A 23922-nucleotide genomic window follows, 5' to 3' on the forward strand; every position below is an offset into this window, starting at 1 on the left:
TCCGAAGGGGTGACAGGTCAGTTGCCGGCCGGTGGGCAGGCGTCGATCAGGTCGAGCAGGTAGCGGCGGCAGGCGGCGATGAAGGCCTCGATGGTCGCGGCGTCGTGGCGGTCGCTGCTGTACTCCCATTCCAGGCGCAGCTGGCCGCGGAACACCGCCCCGTTGATCATCAGCAGGCGCATGCGTTCGGACTCGGTGTCGTGGTAGTGCCCGGAGGTCCCGGCCAGCGGCTTGAGCACCTGGAAGCCGCCGGGGGCCGCGCCGAAGAAGTTGAACAGCACGTCGGGCACGGGCTGGTCGGCCAGTCGCGCCGCGACGGCCCGCTCGCCGCGGTAGTAGCGCAGCGAGCCGTAGCCGAGCCCGCCGCGGGGCACCGCGGCGAGCTGGCAGCCGATCGCCCTGACCTGGTCGGGCAGGGACGGTTCGCGGCGCACGTCGAGCCACATCGGGTAGCGGTAGGTCAGCCAGCCGACGGTGCGGGACAGGTCCATGTCCGCGAAGGGCGAGTCGCGGCCGGGCACGTAGATGTCGACGGGCAGCGTCGTCGCGCCGGTGGCGGCGGTCAGGGCGTGGCCGATCCCGGCGAGCAGCACCGCGTCCATCGGCAGCCGGGCCGCCTTGACGACCCGCTCCTGCAGGTCGCGCGTTTCCTCGACGGTCAGGATCAGGAACGCCGCGTCGTTGGCGGCGACCCGGTTGTCGCCGTCGGGGCGGTCCACGGGGATCGGGACGGCCTCGCGGCGGGCGGGGTCGGTCCACAGCGGCGTCTCGGCGGCGACCTCGGGGCCGGCGGAGTGCTCGACGAGCCGGTCGATCCACTCCAGCAGCGACGTCGTCTTCGCCGGGAGCCGGTACGGCTCCTGGCGGCTGCGCCGCCGGTAGATCACGTCGAGGTCGGCGGCCAGGATGTGCCACGACACGACGTCGGCGACCAGGTAGTGCGCGGCCAGCAGCAGGTGCTGGGGCCGGTCGGGTCCGACGTCGAGCAGCACCGCCCGGAACAGGTCGCCGTGCTCGGCCCGGAAGCCGGTCTCGACGGTGTCGGTCCACTGCTCCAGTGCCCGCTCCTGCGCGGCCTCGTCGAGGGCGGTCAGGTCCACCTGCTCCACGAGCGGCCGCGGCCGGTACGGGTCGACGTGCAGCCGGCCCCGCTGCCCGTGCTCGCCGGGCAGCAGCCGGATGCGCAGCGCGTCGTGCTGGCGGACCAGCTCGTCGAGGACCTGGTCGAGCAGCCGCGGGTCGAGGCGTTCGCGGGCGGTGAACCGGAACGCCAGCGCGTGGTAGTCCGGGCGCGGGTTGACCCCGTCGTAGAACTGGTGGGTGGCTATCGGCAACGGCATCGTGCCGGTGACCTCGCCCTGTTCGGCGACCAGCCGGACCGTGCCGGCCGCGGCGGCGAGCTGGTGCAGCTGCTGGTGCAGGAACACCTGCTTGGTGGTCAGCTGCACGCCGAGCTGCCCGGCGCGGGCGACCATGCGCACGGCGATCAGCGAGTCGCCGCCGATGGTGAAGAAGTTGTCGTCCCGGCCGACCTGGTCGCGGTTGAGCAGTTCGGCCCAGATCTCGGCGAGGGTCTGCTCGGTCGGGCCGGCCGGCGGGCGGTACGCGGTGCCGGTGTCCAGGGCCGCGGTGTCCGGTGCGGGCAGCGCCTTGCGGTCGATCTTGCCGTTGGGGGTGAGCGGGAACGCGGCCAGCACCGCGAACCGGGCCGGGACCATGTAGCCGGGCAGCAGCCCTGCGAGGTGTTCGCGCAGCGCGGCGACGGTCGGCGACGCCCCGGGGGCGGGCTGGATGTACGCGGCGAGCTGTGCCTGCCCGCCGTCGGCGGCGTAGGTGGTGACGACCGCGCGGGCCACCCCGGCGGCGGTGTCCAGTGCTGCTTCGATGTCGCCGAGTTCGATCCGGTGGCCGCGGACCTTGACCTGGTGGTCGAGCCGGCCCAGGAAGTCCAGGCGGCCGTCGGGCCGCCAGCGGGCCGCGTCACCGGTGCGGTACATGCGCGCGCCGGGGGTGTACGGGTCGGGCACGAAGCGGTCCGCGGTCAGCGCCGGGGCGTGCAGGTAGCCGTCGGCGAGGCCGTCGCCGGCCAGGTGCACCTGCCCGGCGGCGCCCGGCGGCACCGGCTGGTCGTGGGCGTCGAGCAGGTAGATCCGGGTGTTGGCCAGGGGGCCGCCGATCGCGACGTCGGGGCCGTCCAGGCGCAGCGCGCCCGACCAGATCGTGGTCTCGGTCGGGCCGTACATGTTCCACAGCTGCCCGACCCGCCCGGCCAGGACACCGGCGAGTTCGGCGGGCAGCGCCTCGCCGCCGCACAGGGCGACCAGGCCGGGTGCGCCGGGCCAGCCGCCGTCGAGCAGCAGCTGCCAGGTCGCCGGGGTTGCCTGCACGACGGTCGGCGCGATCCGCTCCAGGGCGGCGCGCAGCGTGTCGGCCCCGGAGGCGGTCTCCCGGTCGCAGAGCACGACCTGGCCGCCGGCCAGCAGCGGCGCGTACAGCTCCAGCCCGGCGATGTCGAACGACAGCGACGTCACGGCCAGCAGCACCGTGCCGGCGTCCAGGCCGCAGCGGCGGCGCACCGACTCCAGCAGGTTGACCAGGGCCCGGTGGCTGACCGTCACGCCCTTCGGGCGGCCGGTCGAGCCCGAGGTGAAGATGGTGTACGCGGCCTGGCGGGCGTCGACGGCGACCGGCACCGGGCCGTCGGGCAGGGTGCCGAGCTCGGTGTCGGCGTCGATGAGCAGGACGTGTTCGAGACCGTCGGCGGGCAGCCGCCCGGCGGTGGCCCGGTCGGCGATCAGCAGCCGCACCCGGCCGTCGTCGACCATCTGCGCCACCCGCGCCGCGGGGTAGTCGGCGTCGAGCGGCACGTACGCCGCCCCGGTGCGCAGCACCCCGAGCAGCGCCGCGACGAGCTGCGGGTCGCGGCCCGCGCCGACGCCGACCAGGGTGCCGGGGGCCGCGCCGCGGGCCAGCAGCCAGCGCGCCACCTGGTTGGCGCGGCGGTCCAGTTCGGCGTAGGTGAGGGCGGTGCCGTCGACGGACCGGACCGCGACCGCGTCCGGGGTCGCGGTGGCCTGCCGGGCGACCAGCTCGCCCAGCGGCGCGTGCGGGTAGGCGGCGGCGGTGTCGTTCCAGTCGTGCAGCTGCCGGCGCAGCTCGGCGGCGGACAGCAGCGGCAGCTGCCGGATCGAGGTGTCCGGTGCGGACATCGCGGCCGCCAGCAGGGTGCGCAGGTGCCCGGTGAGGCGGCGCGCGGTCGCGGCGTCGAACAGGTCGGTGTCGTACTCGACGGACACCTCGAACCCGGCCGGGGTGTCCGACACGTACCAGCTCAGGTCGAACTGCGCCGCCCGGCTGTCGGGTTCGACGGCCCGCAGCCGCAGGCCCGGCAGGTCCACGGCCGTGCGTGGGGTGTTCTGCAGGACCAGCAGCACCGAGAACAGCGGCGGCCGCGACGGGTCGCGCGGTAGTTTCAGCTCGTCGACGAGCTTCTCGAACGGCAGCTGCGAGTGCTCGTGCGCGACGAGCACCCGCTCGTGCACGCGGCGCAGCAGCGCCGCGAACGCCTGCGGGCCCGCGATGTCGGAGCGCAGCGCCACGGTGCGGGCCACGAAACCGATGACGTCGGCCAGTTCGGGCCGGTCCCGGCCGGCCAGGACGGTGCCGACGGCGAAGTCGTCCTGCCCGCAGTAGCGCATCAGCAGCACCTCGACGGCGGCCAGCAGCGTCACGAACGGGGTGACCTGGTGCCGGTGCGAGAACGCGCGAAGCTGCTCGCTGAGTGCCGGCCCGAGCGCGGTGGTGTCCAGCGCACCTCGGGAGCGGCGGACCGCGGGCCGCGGCCGGTCGGTGGGCAGGTTCAGCGGCGGCGTGCCGGCGAGCTGCTCGCGCCAGTGCCCGACCAGCGCGTCCAGGCGCTGCCCGCTGACGTGCTCGGCCTGCCAGGCAGCGTAGTCGGCGTACTGGATCGGCGGCGCTGGCCGGGTCTCGCCCCGGTATCCGGCGACCAGGTCCCGCAGCAGCACCCCGGTGGACCAGCCGTCGCAGACGCTGTGGTGGATGGTGAGCTGCAGGATCGCGTGCCGGGGCGCCAGCCGCACCAGCAAGGCCCGCCACAGCGGCCCGGTGTCCAGGTCGAACCCGCGCGCGGCCTCGGCCCCGATGACCTCCTGCGCGATCGGTTCGCGCTGGTCGGCGGGCTCGCCGGTCAGGTCGACCACCGCCAGCGCCACCGGGTAGGGGCGGCCGACGAGCTGGCGGGGGCTGCCCTCGACGTCGAGGAACGTGGTGCGCAGCGCCTCGTGCCGCACGACCAGGCCGTCCAGGGCGCGTTGCAGCGCGCCGAGGTCGAGGTCGCCGTCGAGGTCGAGGGCGAGCGGCATGTTGTGCGCCGCGCCGCCGGGGTCGAAGCGGTCCAGGAACCACACCCGGCGCTGCTCGAACGACACGCCGAACAGCGTCGGCTCCTGGCGTGGCAGGCGCGCGATCGGCTGCTCGGCCGTTTGCGGGGCGGCCTGGCGCAGGTCGCGGACCAGTGCGGCGCGCTGCTGCGGGCTGAGCCCGGCCAGCCGCTGGGCGAGGCTGCTGTCGGTCACTGGTCCTCCTGGGTGGTGCGGGCGGCGTCCGGGTGGTGGGCTTCGGCGGCCTGCAACGCGGCCAGCAGCAGGTCGTCGTCGGCGTCGGCGAGGATCTCGTGTTCGATCCGCGCGGCCAGCCCGGCGACGGTCGGGGCGGCGAACAGCTCGCGCAGTGGCAACGCGACGCCGAAGTGGCGGCGCAGCCGGTCGACGGCCTGGACGGCGAGCAGGCTGTGCCCGCCGGTGGCGAAGAAGTCGTCGTGCGCGCCGAGGCCGGGCACGCCGAGCACATCGGCGAGGATCGCGGCGACCTCGGTCTCGGTGCCGTCGGCGGGCGGGATGCTGCCGACCGGGGCCGAGGCGCTGCCGGCGAGGGCTGCCAGCGCGCCCAGGTCGGTCTTGCCGCTGGCCGTGCGGGGCAGTGCGGGCAGTGCCAGGACCTGCGCCGGGTTCAGGTACGGCGGCAGCAGCCGGGCCGCGTGCGCCTGCACGGCGGCGGGATCGGCGGTGCCGGGCGCGACGAACCCGATCAGCCGCTGCCCGACGGCGAGCACCGCGGCGTGCGTGACCGCCGGGTGCTGGAGCAGGACCGCCTCGACCTCGCCGGGCTCGATGCGGTGGCCGCGCACCTTGACCTGCCGGTCGAGGCGTCCCAGGTGGTGCAGGGTGCCGTCGGGTCCGAGGCGGCCCAGGTCGCCGGTGCGGTAGCGGCGCGCGCCGGGCACCGGGGAGTACGGGTCGGGCACGAACGCCAGCGCGGTCAGCGACGGCGCGCGGTGGTAGCCGCGGGCCAGCTGCGGTCCGGTCAGGTGCAGTTCGCCGACGGCTCCGGGCGCGGCGAGCAGCCCGCAGGCGTCGACGACCTGCACGGCCATGTCGTCGATGGCCCGCCCGACGGGGACGGCGGGCTGGTCGTGGTGGCGGGCGAGCAGGTGGCGGGCCGCGCCGACGGTGGCCTCGGTCGGGCCGTACTGGTTCTCCAGCACGGCCGCGGACTGCGCGATGATCGTGCGGGCAAGGTCGGCGGGCAGCGTCTCCCCCGCCGACATGATCAGCCGCAGGTCGGGGCAGCCGGTGAGCCCGCCGTCAGCGGTCAGCAGGCGCAGCAGGGTCGGCGTGGCGTACATGATCGTGATGCGTTCGTCGCGTAGCAGCCGCAGCAGCCGGGCCGGGTCGCCGCGGTCGGCGGTCTCGGCGACCACGACGGTGCCGCCGGTCAGCAGCGGCCCGAACAGCTCCCCCACGGACAGGTCGAAACCGGCCGCGTGCTGGGCCAGCATCCGGTCGCCCGAGCCGAGCCGGTGCGCCGCGCCGAGCCAGCCGAGGAACGCGGTGACGCTGCCGTGGGTGACGGCCACTCCCTTGGGCTGCCCGGTCGACCCGGAGGTGAACAGCACGTAGGCGAGGTCGTCGGGGGTCAGCGCGGTGTCGGGTGCCGGGGTGCGCCGGGCGGGGTGCCGGCCCGCCGGTGCTCGCAGTCCTGTCTGCACGGCGCGGTCGGCGGCGGTCGCCGCCCAGACGGGGTCGGCACAGTCGTCGGCTGGCCCGGGGTCGGCGGCCGCGGTGAGGTCGACGTTGTCGACGGTCGTGCTGCGAAACGTCAGCACCGGCGCGGTGACCTCGGCCATCGTGTCGACGGCGTCCGGCTGGGCCAGCACCAGCGCGACGTCGGCCTGCGCGCAGATGGCGGCCTGCCGGCGGGCCGGGGACGCCGGGTCCAGGGGCACGTACGCGGCCCCGGCCTTCAGGACCGCCCACAGGGCCACCGGCAGGTCGGTGCCGGGGCGCACGCAGACGCCGACCAGGTCGCCGCGGCGTACGCCGTGCTCGCCCAGCCGCCGGGCGAGGGCGTCGGTGCGCACGTCGAGTTCGCGGTAGGTCAGCCGCCGCCCGGCGGCCCGGACCGCGACCGCCTCGGGGGTCCGGGCGGCCTGCTCGCGCAGCAGCGCGGGCAGCACCCCGGCGGCGCGGCCGGCGACCGGTCCGGCGCCCGCGGCGAGCTGGCGGCGCTGCTGTTCGGGGGAGAACAGGGGCAGTTGCGCCACTGCCGTGTCCGGCGCGGCGGCAGCGGCGGTCAGCAGGGTGACCAGCGCGCCGCTGAGCTGCTCGACGGTCGCGGCGTCGAACAGCGCGGCGTTGTACTCCCAGCGCCCCAGCAGGTGACCGTCCTGCTCGGCCATGGTCAGCGTCAGGTCGTACTTGGCCGCCTCGGGCACGTCCACGGCGGCCGCGTCGAGCCCGGCCAGGCGCAGCGGCCGGTGCGGGGTGTTCTGGTAGACGAACATCACCTGGACCAGCGGCGGCCGATCGAGCCGCCGCCCGGTGGTGACGGCCTCGACGACCTTCTCGAACGGGGCCTCCTGGTGGTCCAGCGCCCCGTAGACGACCTGGCGCAGCTGGTCGACCAGCCCGGTGAACGTGGTCGCGGGCGCGAGGCGCGAACGCAGGGCGAGGGTGTTGAAGAAGCAGCCGATCAGCTGCTCGGTCTCCGGGGCGAGCCGCCCGGCGGCGGGCGTGCCGACGGCCAGATCCGGCTGGCCGCTGTAGCGGTGCAGCAGGGCGGCGTACCCGGCCAGCAGGACCGTGAACAGGGTCGCGTCGCCGTCGCGGGCGAGGGTGCGCAGCTCTGCGGCGACGCCGTCGGGCACGTCGAAGGAGTGCACGGCCCCGTCGAAGCGCGGCGGCTGCGCGCGCGGCCGGTCGGTGGGCAGTTCCAGCTGCTCGGGCAGCCCGTCGAGGGCGTCGCGCCAGTAGCCGAGCAGCCGGTCGGTGGCCGGACCGTCCAGCCAGGACCGCTGCCAGGCGGCGTAGTCGGCGTACTGCACCGGCAGCGGGGCGGCCGGGACGGCGGTACCGTCGCGTTCGGCGGCGTAGCGGTCGGCGAGTTCTCCCATGAGCAGCGCGTGGGACCAGCCGTCGAACACGATGTGATGCAGGTTGATCACCAGCAGGTGCCGGTGCGGACCGAGCGCCACCAGCCGGAACCGGAACAGCGGGCCGCCGGCCAGGTCGAACGGTGTCTGCGCCTCGGCCGACAGCAGCGTGCGGATCGTGCCCGGCTCGTCGGCGGCGGTCGAGGTCGCCAGGTCGACGGGCACGTGGGCGCGGATGCGCACCGCCGGGCGGCCGCTACGGGCGGGGTAGCTGCTGCGCAGCACCGCGTGCCGGTCGACGACCGCCGCGAACGCGCGCCGCAGCGCCGCCGCGTCGACGGGTCCGGTCAGCAGCCAGGCGGCGGGCACGCTGTACGCGCCGCCGTCGGCGCCCAGCTGGTCGAGCAGCCACAGCCGCTCCTGGGTGAACGAGGTGACCGGCTCGGCCGCCGGATCGGCGGGATTCAGCGCGGGCAGCGGGCGGCCCGCGTGGTCGCGGCGGGCCTGGTCCAGCACGCGGGCGAGGTCGGCGAGGCTACGGGCGGCCAGCACCGACGCCACCGGCAGCGCCACCTCGAAGGCCCGCCGGATCCGGGCGGTGACCTGGGTCGCGGCCAGCGAATGGCCGCCGAGGGCGAAGAAGTCGGCGTCGCGGGACGGCACGGGTACGCCCAGGACCTCCCGCCAGGTGTCGGCGAGCCACTGCTCGGTCGCGGTCGCCGCAGCGGCGGCGTCGGCCCCGGCCGGGGCGGGCGGCAGCTTGCCGGCCAGCGCCACCCGGTCGATCTTGCCGGTGGGCAGCAGCGGCAGGGCGTCCCAGCGTGCCCACCGCGCCGGGCGCAGGTAGTCCGGCAGCGCGCCAGCCACGTGGGCGCGCACCGCGCGCAGGGCCTGCTCGTCGGCGGCGGCGACGTGCGCCACCAGGTACGGCGGCTGGTCCGGGGTGCCGCCGTGGGCGAGCACCGCTACCTGCGTCACGGCGGGGTGGGCGGCGACGGCCGCCTCGACCTCGGCGGGCTCGACCCGGTGTCCGCGGATCTGCACCTGCTCGTCGGCGCGCCCGGTCAGCACCAGCGCCCCGCCCGGCAGCCGGTACGCCAGGTCGCCGGTGCGGTACAGCCGCCCGCCCGCGTTCTGCGGGTCGGGGCCGAACCGCTCGGCGGTGCGGGCCGGGTCGCCCAGGTAGCCGACGGCCACGCCGGTCCCGCCGACGTGCAGCTCGCCGATGACCCCGTCGGGCACCGGGCGGCCGCGGCGGTCCAGCAGGCGCACGCTCATGCCGGGCAGCGGTGTGCCGATCGGCAGCATCTCGGTCGGCGGCAGGTCGTCGCCGGGCCGGTACACGGTCGTGGTGATCGTCGTCTCGGTGGTGCCGTACGCGTTGCGCACCTGCACCCGGTCGCCGGTGTGCTCGCGCCACTGCCGCAGCTGCTCGGTCCACACCGGCTCGTTGCCGACGACCAGCAGCCGCAGCCGCTCCGGCAGCCGGACGCGGGCCAGCTCCTGCACCCACAGGTGCCAGTACGCGGCGGGCAGGTTCACCACGCTGACCCCGGTGGCCGACAGCAGCTCGCAGAACTCCTCGACGGTGCCGGGCAGCCGCTGCGGGGCGCAGACCACGGTGCCGCCGGCCGCCCACGTCGGGAACAGCTCCTCGGCGGCGACGTCGAAGGCCGGGTTGGTGAACTGCAGCACCCGGTCGGCGGCGTCCAGCCCGTACTCGGCGACCATCGCGGCGGCGTGCGCGCCCAGCGCCGCGTGGCCGACCACCACCGCCTTCGGCACGCCGGTCGAGCCGGACGTGAAGACGGTGTACGCGTTCGCGGCCGCGCTCGGCGGTGCGGGTGCGAACACGGCCGGTGTGGCACCCGCACCGTCGAGCGCGGCCGCGACGGCCCCGGAGTCCAGCCGCAGCACCGCGCCGGCCCTGCTGACGAGGTCGGCGGCGCGGGCCTCCGGAGCGTGCGGGTCCAGCGGCAGGTATGCCGCGCCGCTGCGCAGGACGCCGAGCACGGCCACCGCCAGTTCGGGGCTGCTGGGCAGCCGCAGCGCCACGATCGCGCCGGGGCCCACGCCGCTTGCCGACAGCCACCGGGCCAGTGCGCCGGACTGCGCCTCCAGCTCGGCATAGGTGAGCGTCGCCGCTCCGGATAGGACCGCGGTCGCGTCCGGGCTGCGCCGGGCCCGGTCCAGGAACAGGTCGACCACGGTCGGCCCGGCCGGCGCGGGCGTGCCCAGGGCGGGCCGCGGCGCGTCGGCGAGCCGGTCGGCGGGCTGTGCCGGGTCGGCGACGAGGCGGTGGAGCACCTGCGCGAACAGGTCGAGCAGCCCGGTGGCGACGTGGTCGGTGACGGTGTCGCGCCGGTGGTCGAGTTCGATGCGCAGGATGTCACCGGGCAGGACCGTGACCGTGAGCGGGTAGTGGGTGTGCTCGTCGGCGCGTACCGGGACCATGGTCAGGCCGTCGCCGACGGCGTCGGCGGCCGCGCCGAGCGGGAAGTTCTCGACGACCAGCAGGGTGTCGAACAGCTGGCCGCCGCCGGTGAGCCCGGCGGCGGCGTTGACGTCGGTCAGCGCCGCGTGCTCGTGCGCGGCGCGGGACGCCTGGCCGCGCAGCACGGTGTGCAACAGCTGCCCGGCCGGCTGCCCGGCGGGGATCGTGATCCGGACCGGCACGGTGTTGATGAACATGCCGACGGTCGACTCGATGCCGTCGACGCCCGCCGGGCGGCCCGCGACCGTCGTGCCGAACACGACGTCGTCGGTGTCGGCGTAGCGCGACAGCGACAGCGCCCAGGCGGTCTGCACGATGGTGGCCAGGGTGACCTGATGGTCGCGGGCCAGCCCGGTCAGCGCGGCCGTGGCGGCTGCGTCGAGGGTGTGGACGTGGCGGCCGTAGCCGTCACCTGACGTGGCGCGGGCGACGGCGGGCACGGTCGGCGTCACGCCGGCCAGCTCGCCTGCCCAGTACCGCGCGGTGGCCGCCCGGTCCTGGTCGGCCAGCCAGGCCACGTGCTGCCCGAACTGCGGGGCGGGCGGCGGCGCGTAGGCGGCCCCGTCGCGGTAGCGCCGCATCGCCTCGGCGAACACGGTCGCCAGGCTCCAGCCGTCGAGGACCAGGTGGTGGTGGGTCCACAGGACGTGCAGCCGGTCGGGGGCGAGCCGGATCAGGTCGAGGCGGGTCAGGCCGGGTTCGGCCGGGTCGAGCGGGGTGGCCAGCCGCTGTTCCACGATGCGTCGCAGGCCCGCCGCCGGGTCGGGGTCGGCGGACACGTCATGCAGCGTCGGCTGCCAGTCGATCTGGTCGTGTACGGCGGCCAGGGGCTCGTCGGCCTCGGCCCAGTGGTAGCTGGTGCGCAGGATCTCGTGCCGGGCGGTCACCCAGCCGAACGCGGCGGCCAGCCGTGCGGCGTCGACCGGGCCGTGCAGCTCGAACTGCAGGTGGTTGAGGTACGCGGGCTCGTCCGGGGCGGCCACCGCGTGGAACAGGATGCCCGCCTGGACCGGGGTCAGGCCGTACAGGTCGACGACGGTCACGGGCGGTCGCCTTTCAGTCGGGACAGCGCCCGGTCGAGCTGCTGGCGGCTCAGCCCTCCGGCGCGCTGCGCGGGGATCGTCGCGGTGGTGGCGGCCGGTGCCCGTCCTGCGGTGGCGGCCAGCTCGGCGATCGTCTGGTGCAGGAACAGGTCCTGGGCGGTCAGCCGCAGCCCGGCCGCCACCGCCCGGTTGATCATCAGCAGGCCGCGGATCGAGTCGCCGCCCAGGGCGAAGAAGCCGTCCCGCACCCCGAAGTCGGCGCGGCCCAGCACCTCTGCCCAGATGCCGTGCAGGGTCTGCTCGGCGGCGTCGCGTGGTGCCGTGTGCCGCGCGTCGGGGGCCGCGGCCGCCAGGTCGGTTTCGAGGCGGGCGGCGAGCGCGGTGCGGTCGACCTTGCCGTTCGGGCTCAGCGGCAGCGCCGCCAGCCGCACCAGCCGCGCCGGGACGAGGTGTTCGGGAAGGCGTTCGGCCAGCTGCGCGCGCAGCTCGCCCGGTTCGGGGGCGCGGTCGCCGGACACGTAGCCGACGAGGTCGCGTACGCCGCCGCTGTCGCGGGTCAGCACCGCGGCGTGGGCGACTCCGGGGCAGGCGGCCAGGGCCGCCTCGACCTCGCCCGGCTCGACCCGGAACCCGCGGATCTTGACCTGCCGGTCGGCCCTGCCCAGCAGCAGCAACGTCCCGTCGGGCAGCTCCCGGGCGAGGTCGCCGGTGCGGTACAGGCGCGCGCCGGGTACGGCCGCGAACGGGTCCGGCCGGTACGCCCCGGCGGTGGCTCCCGGCGCGCCGAGGTAGCCGCGCGTGACCGAGACCCCGCCCAGGCACAGCTCGCCGACGGCACCGGCGGGCACCGGCCGCCCGGCCGCGTCCAGCAGGTACGGCCGCATATTGGCCAGCGGGTCGCCGACCGGGAACCGCTGCCACACCTCGTGCCACGCCTGGCGGCCGTCGGCCACCGGGTCGTACAGCGACGCGGTGACCGTCGCCTCCGTGGGGCCGTACGTGTTGACCAGCCGCACCCGGTCCCCGGCCGCGTCCTGCCACTGCCGGTAGCGGGCCACCGCCGGTTCCTCGGCGTTGAGCAGCACCGTGTGCACCGCCGCCGGAACGTCACCGTCGCCGGTGGCCAGGCGCTGCGTCCAGGCGTGCCAGAACGTCACCGGCAGGCTCAGCACGCTGGGCTGCCCGGCCGCCAGCAGGTCGTCGAACGCCGCGTCGGGCACCCGTAGCGCGGCGGGCCGCAGCAGCACCGAGCCGCCGGCCAGCAGCGCCGGGTAGATCTCCTCGGTGCTGGCGTCGAAGCTGACCGAGGCGAAGTTCAGCACCCGGTCGGCGGCGGTCAAGGCCAACGGCCCGATGATCGCGTCCAGGTAGGCGGCGAGGTTGGCGTGGCTGACCATGACGCCCTTGGGCCGCCCGGTCGAACCCGAGGTGAAGATGACATAGGCCAGCGCGTCGCCGTGCAGCGCCACCGCTGGTGGGGTGCCGGGCAGGTCCGCGTCGGCGTCGCCGTCGACCCGCAGCACGCGTTCGCCGCGGCCGTCGAGCAGTGGCAGCCACCGCTGTTCGGTGAGCACGAGCGCGGGCGCGGCGACCTCCAGCAGCGCCGCGACGCGGGGCCGCGGGTACGCCGGGTCGACCGGCACGTAGGCACCCCCGGCGCGCATCACGGCCAGGAACGCGACGATCGCCTGCGGGGAGCGTTCCAGCAGCACCGCGACGCGGTCGTCGGGCCCGATGCCCGCGGCGTGCAGCCGGTGCGCGAGCCGGTTGGCCGCCGCGTCGAGGGCGGCGTGGCTCATCGTCGCCACCGACGTCCCGGCCTGCCACACCAGCGCGGGCGCGTCCGGAGACCGGCGGGCCTGCTCGGCGAGGCGCTGCGGCAGGAACACGCCGGCCGGCCCCGGGCCGACGGGGATCTCGGCGACCGGAACGCCACGGGCGCTGGCCTCGACCAGCGCGTCCGGGTCGGACAGTGCCGTATCGACCAGCGCGGTGAACAGGTCCGCGAGGCGGCGGGCGGTCTGCGGGTCGAACAGGTCGGCGTCGTAGGACAGGCCGCCGTCGAGGCTGCCGTCGGGCTGCTCGGTGAGCCACAGCGTGACGTCGAAGTCGGCGCGCTGGTAGGGCTGGCGTACGTACTCGGCGGTCACCGGGCCGAACGCGGCGGGCAGCTGCGGCAGGTTCTGCAGCACGCACATGGCCTGGAACAGCGGCGTCCGGCGCGGCGAGCGGCGGATGCCCAGCGTGTCGACGACGCGTTCGAACGGCACGTCGGCGTGGGCGAACGCGCCGGTGACGCCGCCCGACAGGCGGCCGATCAGGGTCCGCCAGCTCGGGTCGCCGGACAGGTCGCAGCGCAGTGCCAGGTTGTTGACGAAGAATCCGACCAGGCCGTCGGTCGCGCCGGGGCCGCGGTTGGCGTGGAACGTGCCGACGGCGAAGTCCCGCTGCCCGGCGTACCGGCCCAGGGTCGCCGCCCAGCAGGCGAGCACGGCGGTGAACAGGGTGCCGCCGGCCTGCCGAGCGGCGGCCTCGATCGCCGCGCGCCGGGCCGGGTCGAGCCGGACCGGCTGGTGCCCGCCGCTGTGCGTGGCGAGCGCGGGCCGTGGCCGGTCGGCAGGCAGTTCCAGGTCGGGCACCCCGGCCAGGTAGGTGCGCCAGAAGGCGAGGTCGTCGCCGTCGGCGGCGGCTCGCTGCCAGCGTGCGTAGTCGGTGTACTGGACCGGCGGCGGCTCGGGCGCCGGTGTGCCGCTGTAGAACGCGGCGAGTTCGCTCAGCAGCACTCCGGTGGACCAGCCGTCGGTGATGATGTGGTGCAGGTCGAGCACGAGGTGGTGGTCGTCGGGTGCGGTGCGCAGCAGCCGGGCCCGCCACGGCGGGGCCGCGCCGAGGTCGAACGGTGTCGCGGCCTCCGTCGCCAGGGCGTGCGCGAGTTCGCCCGGGGTCGGGGTGTCGGTCACCGGGACGGTCACCGGCGCGGGTGCGCGCACCGACTGGGTCGGCACGCCGTCGACGAGGGTGAAGGTGGTGCGCAGTACGGCCTGGCGGACCGCGACCAGGGTCAGCGCGCGTTCGAGGGCGGCGTGGTCGAGCGGGCCGCGCAACCGCAGCACGAACGGTACGTTCTGGGCGGCCGAGCCCGGGTCGAGCTGGTGCAGCACCCAGTGCCGCTCCTGGGCGGGGGCCAGCGGCACCGGGCCGGTCACCGGCTGTGGGCGCAGCGGCGGGCGGCGGCGGGCTGGGGCGGCCTGCCCTACCCTGGCGACGAATCCGGCCAGCCGCGGGGCCTCGAACAGGTCCCGCAGCGGCACCTCGACGCCGAGCCGCTCGCGCAGCCGGGCGATCAGCCGTACGGCGGTGAGGCTGTGCCCGCCGAGGGCGAAGAAGTCGGCGTCGGGGGCGGTGGCGTCCACGCCGAGCAGTGACGTCCAGATCGCGGCCACGGTGTCCGCGAGCTGCCCGCCGACCGTGCCGACACCGTCGGCAGCGGGCAGGGCGGGGTCGGCCGGGTGCGGTGGGGCCGGGGCGTGCAGCGGGGCGGGTCCGTCGCCGGGCAGCAGCGCGAGCAGTGCCGCGTAGTCGTCGGCGAACGCGGCGGCCCAGCGAGGGCTGTAGCGGTCGGTGCGGTACTCGATGAAGCCCCGGACGGCGGTGCCGGTGTCGAACAGCGACATGGTGAGGTCGAACTTGGCGGTGCCGTGGTGGGCGGGCAGCAGCCGGGCCTGGCAGGGCCCGAACCGCAGCGTGTCGGGCAGTTCGGGTTGCAGCGCGAACATGACCTGGGCCAGCGGCGGCCGGGCCGGGTCGCGCGGGGCCCGCACCAGGTCGACGATGCGCTCGAAGGGCAGCTCGGCGTGGCCGAGCCCGGCGATGACCGTCTGCGAGACGCGCCGGGCCAGTGCGGCGAACGTCGGTTCGCCGCTGGTGTCGCAGCGTACGGGCAGGGTGTTGACGAACAGGCCGACCATGTCGGCGGTGGCGCTGTCGGTGCGGTTGGCGACGGGAGTGCCGACGACGAGGTCGCGGCGGCCGGTGCGCTGTGACAGCAGCACCGCGAACGCGGTCAGCAGCGCGGCGTACACGGTGACGCCGGTGCGGCTGCTGAACGCGCGTACGCCGTCGAGCAGATCGGCGGGCAGGGTCAGCCGGTGTAGCGCGCCGTCGCCGGTGGGGGTTTCCTGCAGGTCGCCGGGCAGGTCCAGGTGCGCCGGGGCGTCGGCGAGCTGCTGGCGCCAGTAGTCGGTCGCGCGCTGCCCGGCAGGGCCGGTGAGCAGGGCCCGCTGCCAGGCGGCGAAGTCGGCGTAGCCGGGCCGGGCCTCGGGCAGCGCGGGGGCCGGATGCGCGTAGTGGTCGGCGAGTTCGCCGATGAGCTGGGCGGCGCTGCCGCCGTCGGCGATGAGGTGGTGCAGTACGAGCACGAGCTGCCACTGCCCGTCGCCGAGCGCGATCAGCGTCACCCGGATCGGCGGCGCGGCGCGCAGGTCGAACGGCTCGCGGTACGCGGCGGCGCTGACCTCGGCCAGTGCGGCGGCCCGGACCTGGGGGTCGAGGGCGCTCAGGTCGACCTCGGTGATCGGCGGGACGGTGCCCGCGGGCAGGATCACCTGGTAGGGGTCGCCGTCGTCGTGGCCGAACACGGTCCGCAGCGCGGCGTGCCGGTCCACGGTGGCGGCCAGCGCCGCGCGCAGCGCCGCCCGGTCGAGCGGGCCGGTCAGCCGCAGTGCCAGGGGCACGTGGTACTGCGGGCTGCCGGGAGCGTACTGCTCCAGGAACCACAGCCGCTCCTGCGCGTACGACATGGGCGCGGGTCCGGTGTGCACGGCCGCGGTCAGCGGCGCGGCGCCGGCCCGTGGTGCGGCCGCGACGGCGCGGGCGAGGTCGCCCAGGCGCGGGGTGGCGAACACCGCCGCCAGCGACAGGTCGACGCCGAACGCGGCGCGGATGCGCGCGGCCAGCCGGGCGGCGAGCAGGCTGTGCCCGCCGGCGGCGAAGAAGTCGGTGCCGGGGTGGGCCTCGGCGACGCCGAGCAGGTCGACGAACCAGGCGGCGAGCAGCTGCTCGACCAGGGTCGGCTCGTGGGTCGCGGCGGTGTCGGCGGGTCCGGTGGTCAGCTGTGCGGCCTGGCCGGCCAGGGCCTTGCGGTCGATCTTGCCGCCGACGCCGAGCGGCAGCTGCGGCACCGCGATCCACTCCCCCGGCACCAGGTGGGCGGGCAGCAGGCGGCGCAGGTGTGCGGGCAGGGACGCGGGGTCGGCGTCACCGGTGACGAAGCCGACCAGGCGCTTGTCTCCGGCCGGGTCGGTGTGCGCGACGACGGCGGCCTGGCGCACCCGCGGGTGGGTCGCGGCGGCGTTCTCGATCTCGGCGAGCTCGATCCGGTATCCGCGCACCTTGACCTGGTCGTCGCGTCGCCCGCCGAAGCTGATGACGCCGTCGCGGTCGCGGCGGCCGAAGTCGCCGGTGCGGTACAGCCGCGATCCGGGCGGCCCGAACGGGTCGGGGACGAACCGCTCGGCGGTGCGCGCCGGCTGCCCGGCGTAGCCGAGGGCCAGGCCGTCGCCGCCGGTCAGGATCTCGCCGGGTACGCCGTCCGGCAGCGGCTGCAGGTAGCGGTCGACGATGTGGACGGTGGTCCCGCGCAGCGGCGTGCCGATCGGGACGTCGTCGGGCACCGGCTGCCCGGCGATAAGGCGGTGGCCGGTGGTGGCGGTGGTGTTCTCGGTCGGTCCGTAGTAGTTGACGACCGTGTCCACGACCTCCAACGCGCGGCGGGCGTGGTCGGGTGACATGACGTCGCCCCCGGTGAGGATCTGCCGCAGCGGCGCGAGCGCGGTGGCGTCCTCGTCGACGACGACGTTGAACAGCCCGGTGGTGAGGAACGCGACCTCGACGCCGTGTTCGGCGATGAGCGCGCCGAGTTCGGCGACGCCGGGGCGGCCCGGCACGACGAGCAGGCTCCCGCCGCCGAGCAGCGGCGTCCACATCTCCAGCGTCGCGGCGTCGAAGACCGGTGCGGCGGCGTGCAGCCAGCGGCGGTCTGCGTGCTGGGGGTCGCGGGCCAGGCGGACCACGCCGCGGTGGGTGACCAGCACGGCTTTGGGCCGCCCGGTCGAACCCGACGTGAACATGACGTACGCGGGGGCGTCGCCGCGTTCGTCGCCCGGCGCGGGTACGAAACCGGTCGCGTCGGCCGGGCGCGGCGGCGGGAACCGCACGACCGGCACGGGCAGCGCCGGGATGTCGCCGGGGGCGGCCAGCACCAGCCGGACGCCGGCGTCGGCGATCATCCCCGCGAGCCGGTCCGGCGGGTAGCCGGGATCCAGCGGCACGTACGCGGCACCGGCGTGCAGCACCCCCAGGGTGGCCTCGACCAGGTCGACCCCGCGTGGCAGGGCCAGCCCGACGAAGTCGCCGGGCCGCACGCCGAGCCCGCGCAGCATCGCGGCGGTCTGCCGCATACGCTGCGCTACCTGGCCGTAGGTGAGCCGGGTGCCCTCGGGCGACAGCAGCGCGACCCGGTCGGGGTCGGCGGCGGCGATCCGGGCGAACAGGGCGTCTATCCGCACCGGCGCGGGCAGGCAGCCATCCGTGACGGTCGCGGGCGGGGCCGTCAGCGGCAGCGCGGCAACGCTCGCCGCGGGGTCGGCCGCGACCGCCGCCAGCAGCGCCGGGTAGGCCCCGGCGAGCGCGCCGGCGAACGCGGCGGACAGCAGGTCGGCGTCGTACTCCAGCTGCCCGGCCAGCGCCGTGCCGGGCCCGTCGTCGCGCAGCTCCAGGTGCAGGTCGAACTTGGCGTGCCCGCCGTACACCCGGTCGACGGTCGCGGTGAGGCCCGGCAGCGCCAGCGCGTCACCGCCGCCGGGCAGCATCCCGAACGTGACGTCGAACAGGGCGTTGCGGCCCGGTTCACGGACGGGAGCCAGTTCCCGGACGACCTGCTCCATCGGCACGGCGGCCCGGTCGAGGGCGGCCAGCACCGTCGCGGCGGCCTGCCCGGCGACCTCGGTGAACGGCGCGCCACCGGACAGGCGCAGGCGGATCGGCAGCACGCCGACGAACAGGCCGACGGCGTCGGCGAACCGCTCGTCGCGGCGGCCGGCGGGCAGGCCGACGACCAGGTCGTCCTGCCCGGTGAAACGGTGCAGCAGCACGGCGTACGCGGCCAGCAGCACCGGGGTGAGGGTGGGCCCGAGCCGCCGCAGCGCGTCGGCGGTCCCGGCGGGCACGACGACGTCGGTCAGGCCGCCGCGGCGTACGGGCGCGGCGGTGCGGGCCCGCGCGGTCGGCAGGTCCAGCGCGGTGCTGCCACGCAGCTGCTCGCACCAGTACGCGAGATGCTCACGCCCGGCGTCGGTGGCGGCGAACGCGCGTTCACGCTCGACGTGGGTGCGGTAGGCCGGGGCGGGGTCGCGGCGCGCGCCGGTGCCGTCGAGGCGGGCACAGTAGGCGGCGGCCAGGTCGCGCAGCAGCACGTCCAGGCTCCACGCGTCGGCGACCAGGTGGTGCACGACCAGGACCAGCCGGTGCCGGGTGCGGTCGAGCCGCAGCAGCCCGGCGCGCAGCAGCGGCGTGCCGTCCAGCGGCAGCGGGCCGCGCAGCGCCGCCGCGGCCCAGTCGTCGGCGGCGGCGGCCGGATCGGGCCCGCCGGACAGGTCGACGGTGTCCAGGGCGAACCGGCCCGGCGCGGTGACGCGCTGCAGCGGCTGGCCGTCGACGGCCAGCACTCCGGTGCGCAGCGCCTCGTGCCGGTCCACCTGCTCGGCCAGCGCCGCGCTCAGCGCCGCCGGATCGAGTGTCCCGTCGAGCCGCAGGACCCGGCAGATGTGGTACGCCGACAGGCCGGGCACGGCCTGCGCCGCCAGCCACATGCGCTGCTGGGCACTGGACAGCGGGGCCAGGCCGGGGTCACCGGCGCGGCGCAGGGCGGCCAGCCGCTGCCGGGCGGTCGACGGGTCGCTCATCGTTCCTCCGCGCTCTCCACGGCCAGCAGGGCTTCCACCTCGGCATCGGTGAGCAGGTCCAGGTCCAGGTCGGGCGCGTCCACCGGGTCCGGCGTCGCGCCGGTCGCCGCCACGGTCTCGGCGAGCCAGCCGATGGTCGGTGCGGCGAAGAAACCGGCGAGCGGGACGCGTACGCCGTGGCTGTGCTCGATCCGGCTGATCAGCCGGGCGGCGAGCAGGGAGTGGCCGCCGACGGCGAAGAAGTCGCTGTCGAGGTCGAGATCGGCGCGGTCGAGCAGGGCGGCCCAGTGCGCGGCGAGCTGCTGCTGCAGCGCGGTCACCGGGGCCCGCCCGGCGGTCGCGGCAGGCACGGCGGGCGGCAGCGCGGCCGGGTCGACCTTGCCGTGCGGCCCGATCGGCAGCGCGGCCATCGCCACCACCGTCGCCGGGACCTGGAAGCCGGGCAGCCGCTCGGCCGCGAAGGCCCGCAGCTCGGCTGGCTCGGCACCGCCGACGGTGTACGCGACCAGCCGCTGCGTGCCGCCGGCGCCCTGCACGACGACGACGGCGTCGGTGACGTCGGGGTGTTCGCGCAGCACGGCCGCGATCTCGCCGAGTTCGATCCGGAAGCCGCGCAGCTTCACCTGCTGGTCGGTGCGGCCGAGGAAGTCCAGCCGCCCGTCGGGGCGCAGCCGGGCCTGGTCGCCGGTGCGGTACATGCGCGAGCCGGGCGGCCCGGACGGGTCCGGCACGAACACGGCCGCCGTACGGGCCGGGTCGCCGGCGTAGCCACGGGTCACGCCTGGTCCGCCCAGGCACAGCTCACCGGGCAGCCCGGCGGGCTGGGGCTCGTGCCCGGCGAGGACCCGCGCGCGGACCCCGGCGTGCGGGGTGCCGATCGTCGGGGTCTGCCCGGCGGTCAGCACGTCCCCGGTCGCGATCACCGTGGTCTCGGTCGGCCCGTAGTGGTTGACCAGCACGAACGGTGCTCCGGCGGGCGGGGTCCGGGTGAGCTGCTGCCCGCCGGTGTCCAGCACCCGCAGCCTGGTCCCGTCGGGCCACGGCTCGTCGAGGGCGGCCTCGGCCAGCGGCGTCGGCAGGAAGCACACGTCGATCCGGTGCTCGGCCAGCCACGCGACCAGCGCGGCCGGGTCCGTACGCAGCGCGTCGGGCACGACGTGCAGGCTCGCCCCGGCGGTCAGGGTCGCCCAGGTCTCCATCACGGACGCGTCGAAGCCGGGGCTTGCGACCTGCGTGCACCGCTCCCCCGGCCGGGGCCCGGCCAGGTCGCGCCGCCAGGCCAGCAGGCGGTCCAGGTTGGCGCGGGTGACCTCGACGCCCTTGGGCCGGCCGGTGGAACCGGAGGTGAAGATGAGGTATGCCAGCGCCTGCGGGTGGGTCCGGTCCAGCGCGGCCGGACCACGAGCCGCGCCGGTCTGCGGGCTCGGTGCGTCCGGCCGTCCGGCGTCGAGGACCAGCACCGGGCATCCGGCGGTGGGCAGGTCGGCGGCCAGGTCGGCCGTGGTCAGCAGCGCCACCGGATGCGCGTCGGCGAGCAGGTGCGCGACGCGGGCGGCCGGGTAGTCGGGGTCGATCGGCACGTATCCGGCCCCGGCCCGCAGCGCGGCGAGCTGGCCCAGCACCAGCGACGAGCCGCGGCGGGCGTACACCGCGACCCGGCTGTCCAGCCCGGCCCCGTCCGCGATTAGCCGCTCGGCCAGGTCACCGGCCCGCTGCCACAGCTGCCCGTAGGTCACCGTGCCAGTGGCGTCGACGATCGCCGCCGCGTCCGGGGTCGCGTGCACGTGCCCGGCGATCAGGTCGAGGACGCCGGGTGGGGTGCCGTCCTCGGCGGCGGCGTGCGGGTCGGCCGGTTCCAGTGGCAGCCGGTCGGCGGGCGTGCCGGGCGCGGCGACCGCGGCGGCCAGCAGGTGCAGGTAGTGGTCGATCATCCGGCGCATGGTCGGCTCGTCGAACAGGTCCGTGGCGTACTCCCAGACCAGCACCGTCTGCGCGTCGGCGGCGCTGGCCGCGCGTCCGACGCGCTGCGCCGCGCGCGGGATCACCACGACGTTCAGGTCGGCCTTGGCCGAGCCGTTGTGCCGCTCGGTGAGGGTGCCGGTCAGGCCGCCGAAGTCCAGGTCGGGCACCGCCGAGTCGTGGAAGCTGAACATGACCTGGAACAGCGGGTTGCGCGACGGGTCCCGGGGCGGGTCCAGCTCCCGGATCAGCTCGTCGACCGGCAGGTCGGGGCGGGTGTACGCCGCCGCCGTCGCCTCGGCCGCGCGGGTGACCAGCTCGTCGAAACTCGGCCGGCCGCCGGTGCGGATGCGCAGCACGAGCGTGTTGACGACCATGCCGAGCAGCTCCTCCAGCTGCGCGGTGTGCCGGTTGGCCGACCCGGTGCCCACGAGCAGGTCGCGCTGCCCGCTGTAGCGGGTCAGCAGCGCCGCGAACCCGGCGAACATCGTCGCGAACAGGCTGTTGCGGTGCTCGCGCGAGTACGCCGACAGGGCCGCGGTCAGCTCGGTGTCGAGCACCACCCGCAGCGCCGCCCCGGCGAACGACTGCGTACGCGGCCGGGGCCGGTCGGTGGGCAGGTCCAGCACGTGCGGCGCGCCGTCGAGCAGGGCGGTCCAGTGGTCGAGGTGCTCGCGCAGCACGTCGCCGCGCATCCAGTCGCGCTGCCACAGGGCGTAGTCGGCGTACTGCAGCGGCGGCTCGGCGAGCCGCGGCTCGCGCCCGGCGGCCAGCTCGGGGTAGATCGCGACCAGTTCGGACATGAGCAGCGCGAACGACCAGCCGTCGTGCACGAAGTGGTGCTCGACCTGGACCAGGGTGTGGTCGTCGGGGCCGTGGCGCAGCAGCAGCCACTTGGCCAGCGGCGGGCGGGACAGGTCGAACCGGTGGCGCAGCTGCGCGGCGATGACGCCCTCGGCGTCGGCGTCGGCGACGTCCAGCACCGGCACGTCGATCGGCATCGGCGGCACCGGTTCCTGCACCGGCACCCCGTCGACCTCGACGAACCGGGTGCGCAGCACCTCGTGGCGGGCCACGATCCGGGTCAGCGCCCCGGCCAGCGCCCCGTGGTCGAGCGGGCCGCGCAGGCGTACCGACACCTGCGTGTTGTAGGCCAGGTTGCCCGGCGCGAACCTCTCCAGGAACCAGACCCGCTCCTGCGGCAGCGACAGCGGCACGGGCCCGTCGCGGTGCGCCGGCACCAGCGGCGGCGCGACCGCCGGGCTGCTCGCCGCACCGCGCGGAGCGGCGTCGACGAGCGGGGCGAGCGCGCCGACGGTCGGCGCCCGGTAGATCGCGGGCAGCGGCACGTCGACGCCGAACTCGGTGCGCAGCCGCAGCGCGAGCCTGCCGACGAGCAGCGAGTGCCCGCCGAGGGCGAAGAAGTCGTCGTGCACGCCCGGGGCGGCGATGCCGAGCAGGTCACCGAACATGGCGGCCAGCCGCTGCTCGGTCGCGGTCCGCGCGGGCGCGGCGACTGCGGCGACCTGGGCGGCGCTGCGGTCGGGCGCGGGCAGCGCGGCCCGGTCGACCTTGCCGTGCGCGGTCAGCGGCAGCGACGGCAGCAGGACCAGCAGCGCGGGCACCAGGTACGCGGGCAGCCGCTCGGCCAGGTAGGCGCGCAGCTGCTCGGCGGCGGTGTCCGCGACGGCGTAGGCGACCAGCCGGGCCGGGCCGTCGCCGTGCGCGTCGACGACGGTGACCGCGTCGCGGACCCCGGGGTGCTCCCGCAGGACGGCGGTCACCTCGCCGGGCTCGATCCGGAATCCGCGGATCTTCACCTGGTGGTCCAGCCGCCCGACGAAGTCGAACCCGCCGTCGGGCAGCTGCCGCACGGCGTCGCCGCTGCGGTACGTGCGCGCGCCGGGCGGACCGGCCGGGTCGGGCACGAACCGCTCGGCGGTCTGCCCCGGCCTGCCGAGGTAGCCGCGGGCCAGTCCTGCCCCTCCGATCAGCAGCTCACCGACCGCGCCCGCGGGCATCGGGCGCAGTGCGGCGTCGCCGACGGCCAGGGTCACGCCGTCGAAGCCGGCCCCGATCGACGGGCGGGCGGCGTCGGCGGGCACGTCACCGGCGGTGGCCCAGACGGTCACCTCGGTCGGCCCGTATCCGTTGAGCAGCCGCCGCCCCGTACCCCACCGGCGGGCCAGCGCCGCGGGCAGCGCCTCGCCGCCGCAGCCGATCACGGCCAGGTCGGGCAGGTCGGCCTCGGGCAGCGCGGCGAGCACCGACGGGGCGACGAGCAGGTGCGTGATCCGCCGGTCCCGCAGGAACGCGACGGTGTCGGGGCCGGGCAGCAGCGCGTCCTCGCTGTCGACCAGGACCAGGGTCGCCCCGGCCGACAGCGCCATCACCGTCTCGGCCACCGACACGTCGAAGCTGGCGGGGGCGAACTGGGCGACGCGGTCGCCGGGCCGCACACCGTAGCGCCGGACTTTGACCTCGGCCAGGTGGTCCAGCCCGGCACAGGTCAGGCCGACGGGTTTGGGCCGGCCCGTGGAACCGGAGGTGTAGATGACGTACGCGAGGGCGTCCGGGTGCACCTGGCGCGGAGAGGCCGTTTCGCCGGTGGCCGACAGGTCGGGGCGGATGATGCCGACCGCGCCGCACCCGGCCAGGTGCTCCGCGCTGCCGGGCCCGGCGACCAGGTGCCGGACGTTCGCGTCGTCGATCAGGTAGGACAGGCGCGCGGCCGGAAGGCCCGGGTCGAGCGGCAGCCACGCTCCCCCGGCCATCGCGATGCCGAGCATCCCCACGATCAGCTCCGGGGACCGTTCGGTGGACAACCCGACGACGGTCTCCGGGCCGACGCCCGCGTCCGCGAGCCGCTCCGCGAGCCGCGCTGCGGCCAGATTCAGCTCACGGTACGTGAGCACTGTGGGTCCACACTCGACTGCCGGAGTGTCCGGCGTGGTCGCGGCGTGCGATGCCAACTGGTCAAGGATGCCCATGCCACACCCGTTCTGACGGCGATGT

At 76.2% G+C, this 23922-nt stretch carries 4 protein-coding genes; all 4 read right to left on the reverse strand.

Annotated elements, in window-relative coordinates; genetic code table 11:
- Positions 1–17: 17 nt before the first annotated feature.
- Genes HAV40_RS03875 through HAV40_RS03890 form a run of 4 tightly spaced genes read right to left on the reverse strand, consistent with a single transcriptional unit; the run spans position 18 to position 23897 of the window.
- Complete coding sequence (locus tag HAV40_RS03875) at positions 18–4595, reverse strand: non-ribosomal peptide synthetase (RefSeq protein WP_166379014.1); 4578 nt, start codon at positions 4593–4595, stop codon at positions 18–20.
- Positions 4592–10987: a non-ribosomal peptide synthetase gene (locus HAV40_RS03880; RefSeq protein ID WP_166379016.1), complete on the reverse strand. Its 6396-nt coding sequence runs from the start codon at positions 10985–10987 to the stop codon at positions 4592–4594. Before HAV40_RS03880 ends, HAV40_RS03875 begins: the two co-directional genes overlap by 4 nt.
- Positions 10984–18948, reverse strand: coding sequence for a non-ribosomal peptide synthetase (locus HAV40_RS03885; protein WP_166379018.1), 7965 nt, complete (start codon positions 18946–18948; stop codon positions 10984–10986). Before HAV40_RS03885 ends, HAV40_RS03880 begins: the two co-directional genes overlap by 4 nt.
- On the reverse strand, positions 18945–23897 hold the full coding sequence (locus HAV40_RS03890) for a non-ribosomal peptide synthetase (RefSeq protein ID WP_275413497.1): 4953 nt from the start codon (positions 23895–23897) through the stop codon (positions 18945–18947). Before HAV40_RS03890 ends, HAV40_RS03885 begins: the two co-directional genes overlap by 4 nt.
- Positions 23898–23922 lie beyond the last annotated feature (25 nt).

The organism is Catellatospora methionotrophica (genome assembly GCF_011297335.1).
In the GTDB taxonomy this organism is placed as follows: Bacteria; Actinomycetota; Actinomycetes; order Mycobacteriales; family Micromonosporaceae; genus Catellatospora; species Catellatospora methionotrophica.

Excerpts from the sequence above, each read along its gene's own strand:
- HAV40_RS03885 (WP_166379018.1), bottom strand. The coding sequence starts at position 18,948 with ATGAGCGACCCGTCGACCGCCCGGCAGCGGCTGGCCGCCCTGCGCCGC.
- HAV40_RS03890 (WP_275413497.1), bottom strand. The coding sequence starts at position 23,897 with ATGGGCATCCTTGACCAGTTGGCATCGCACGCCGCGACCACGCCGGAC.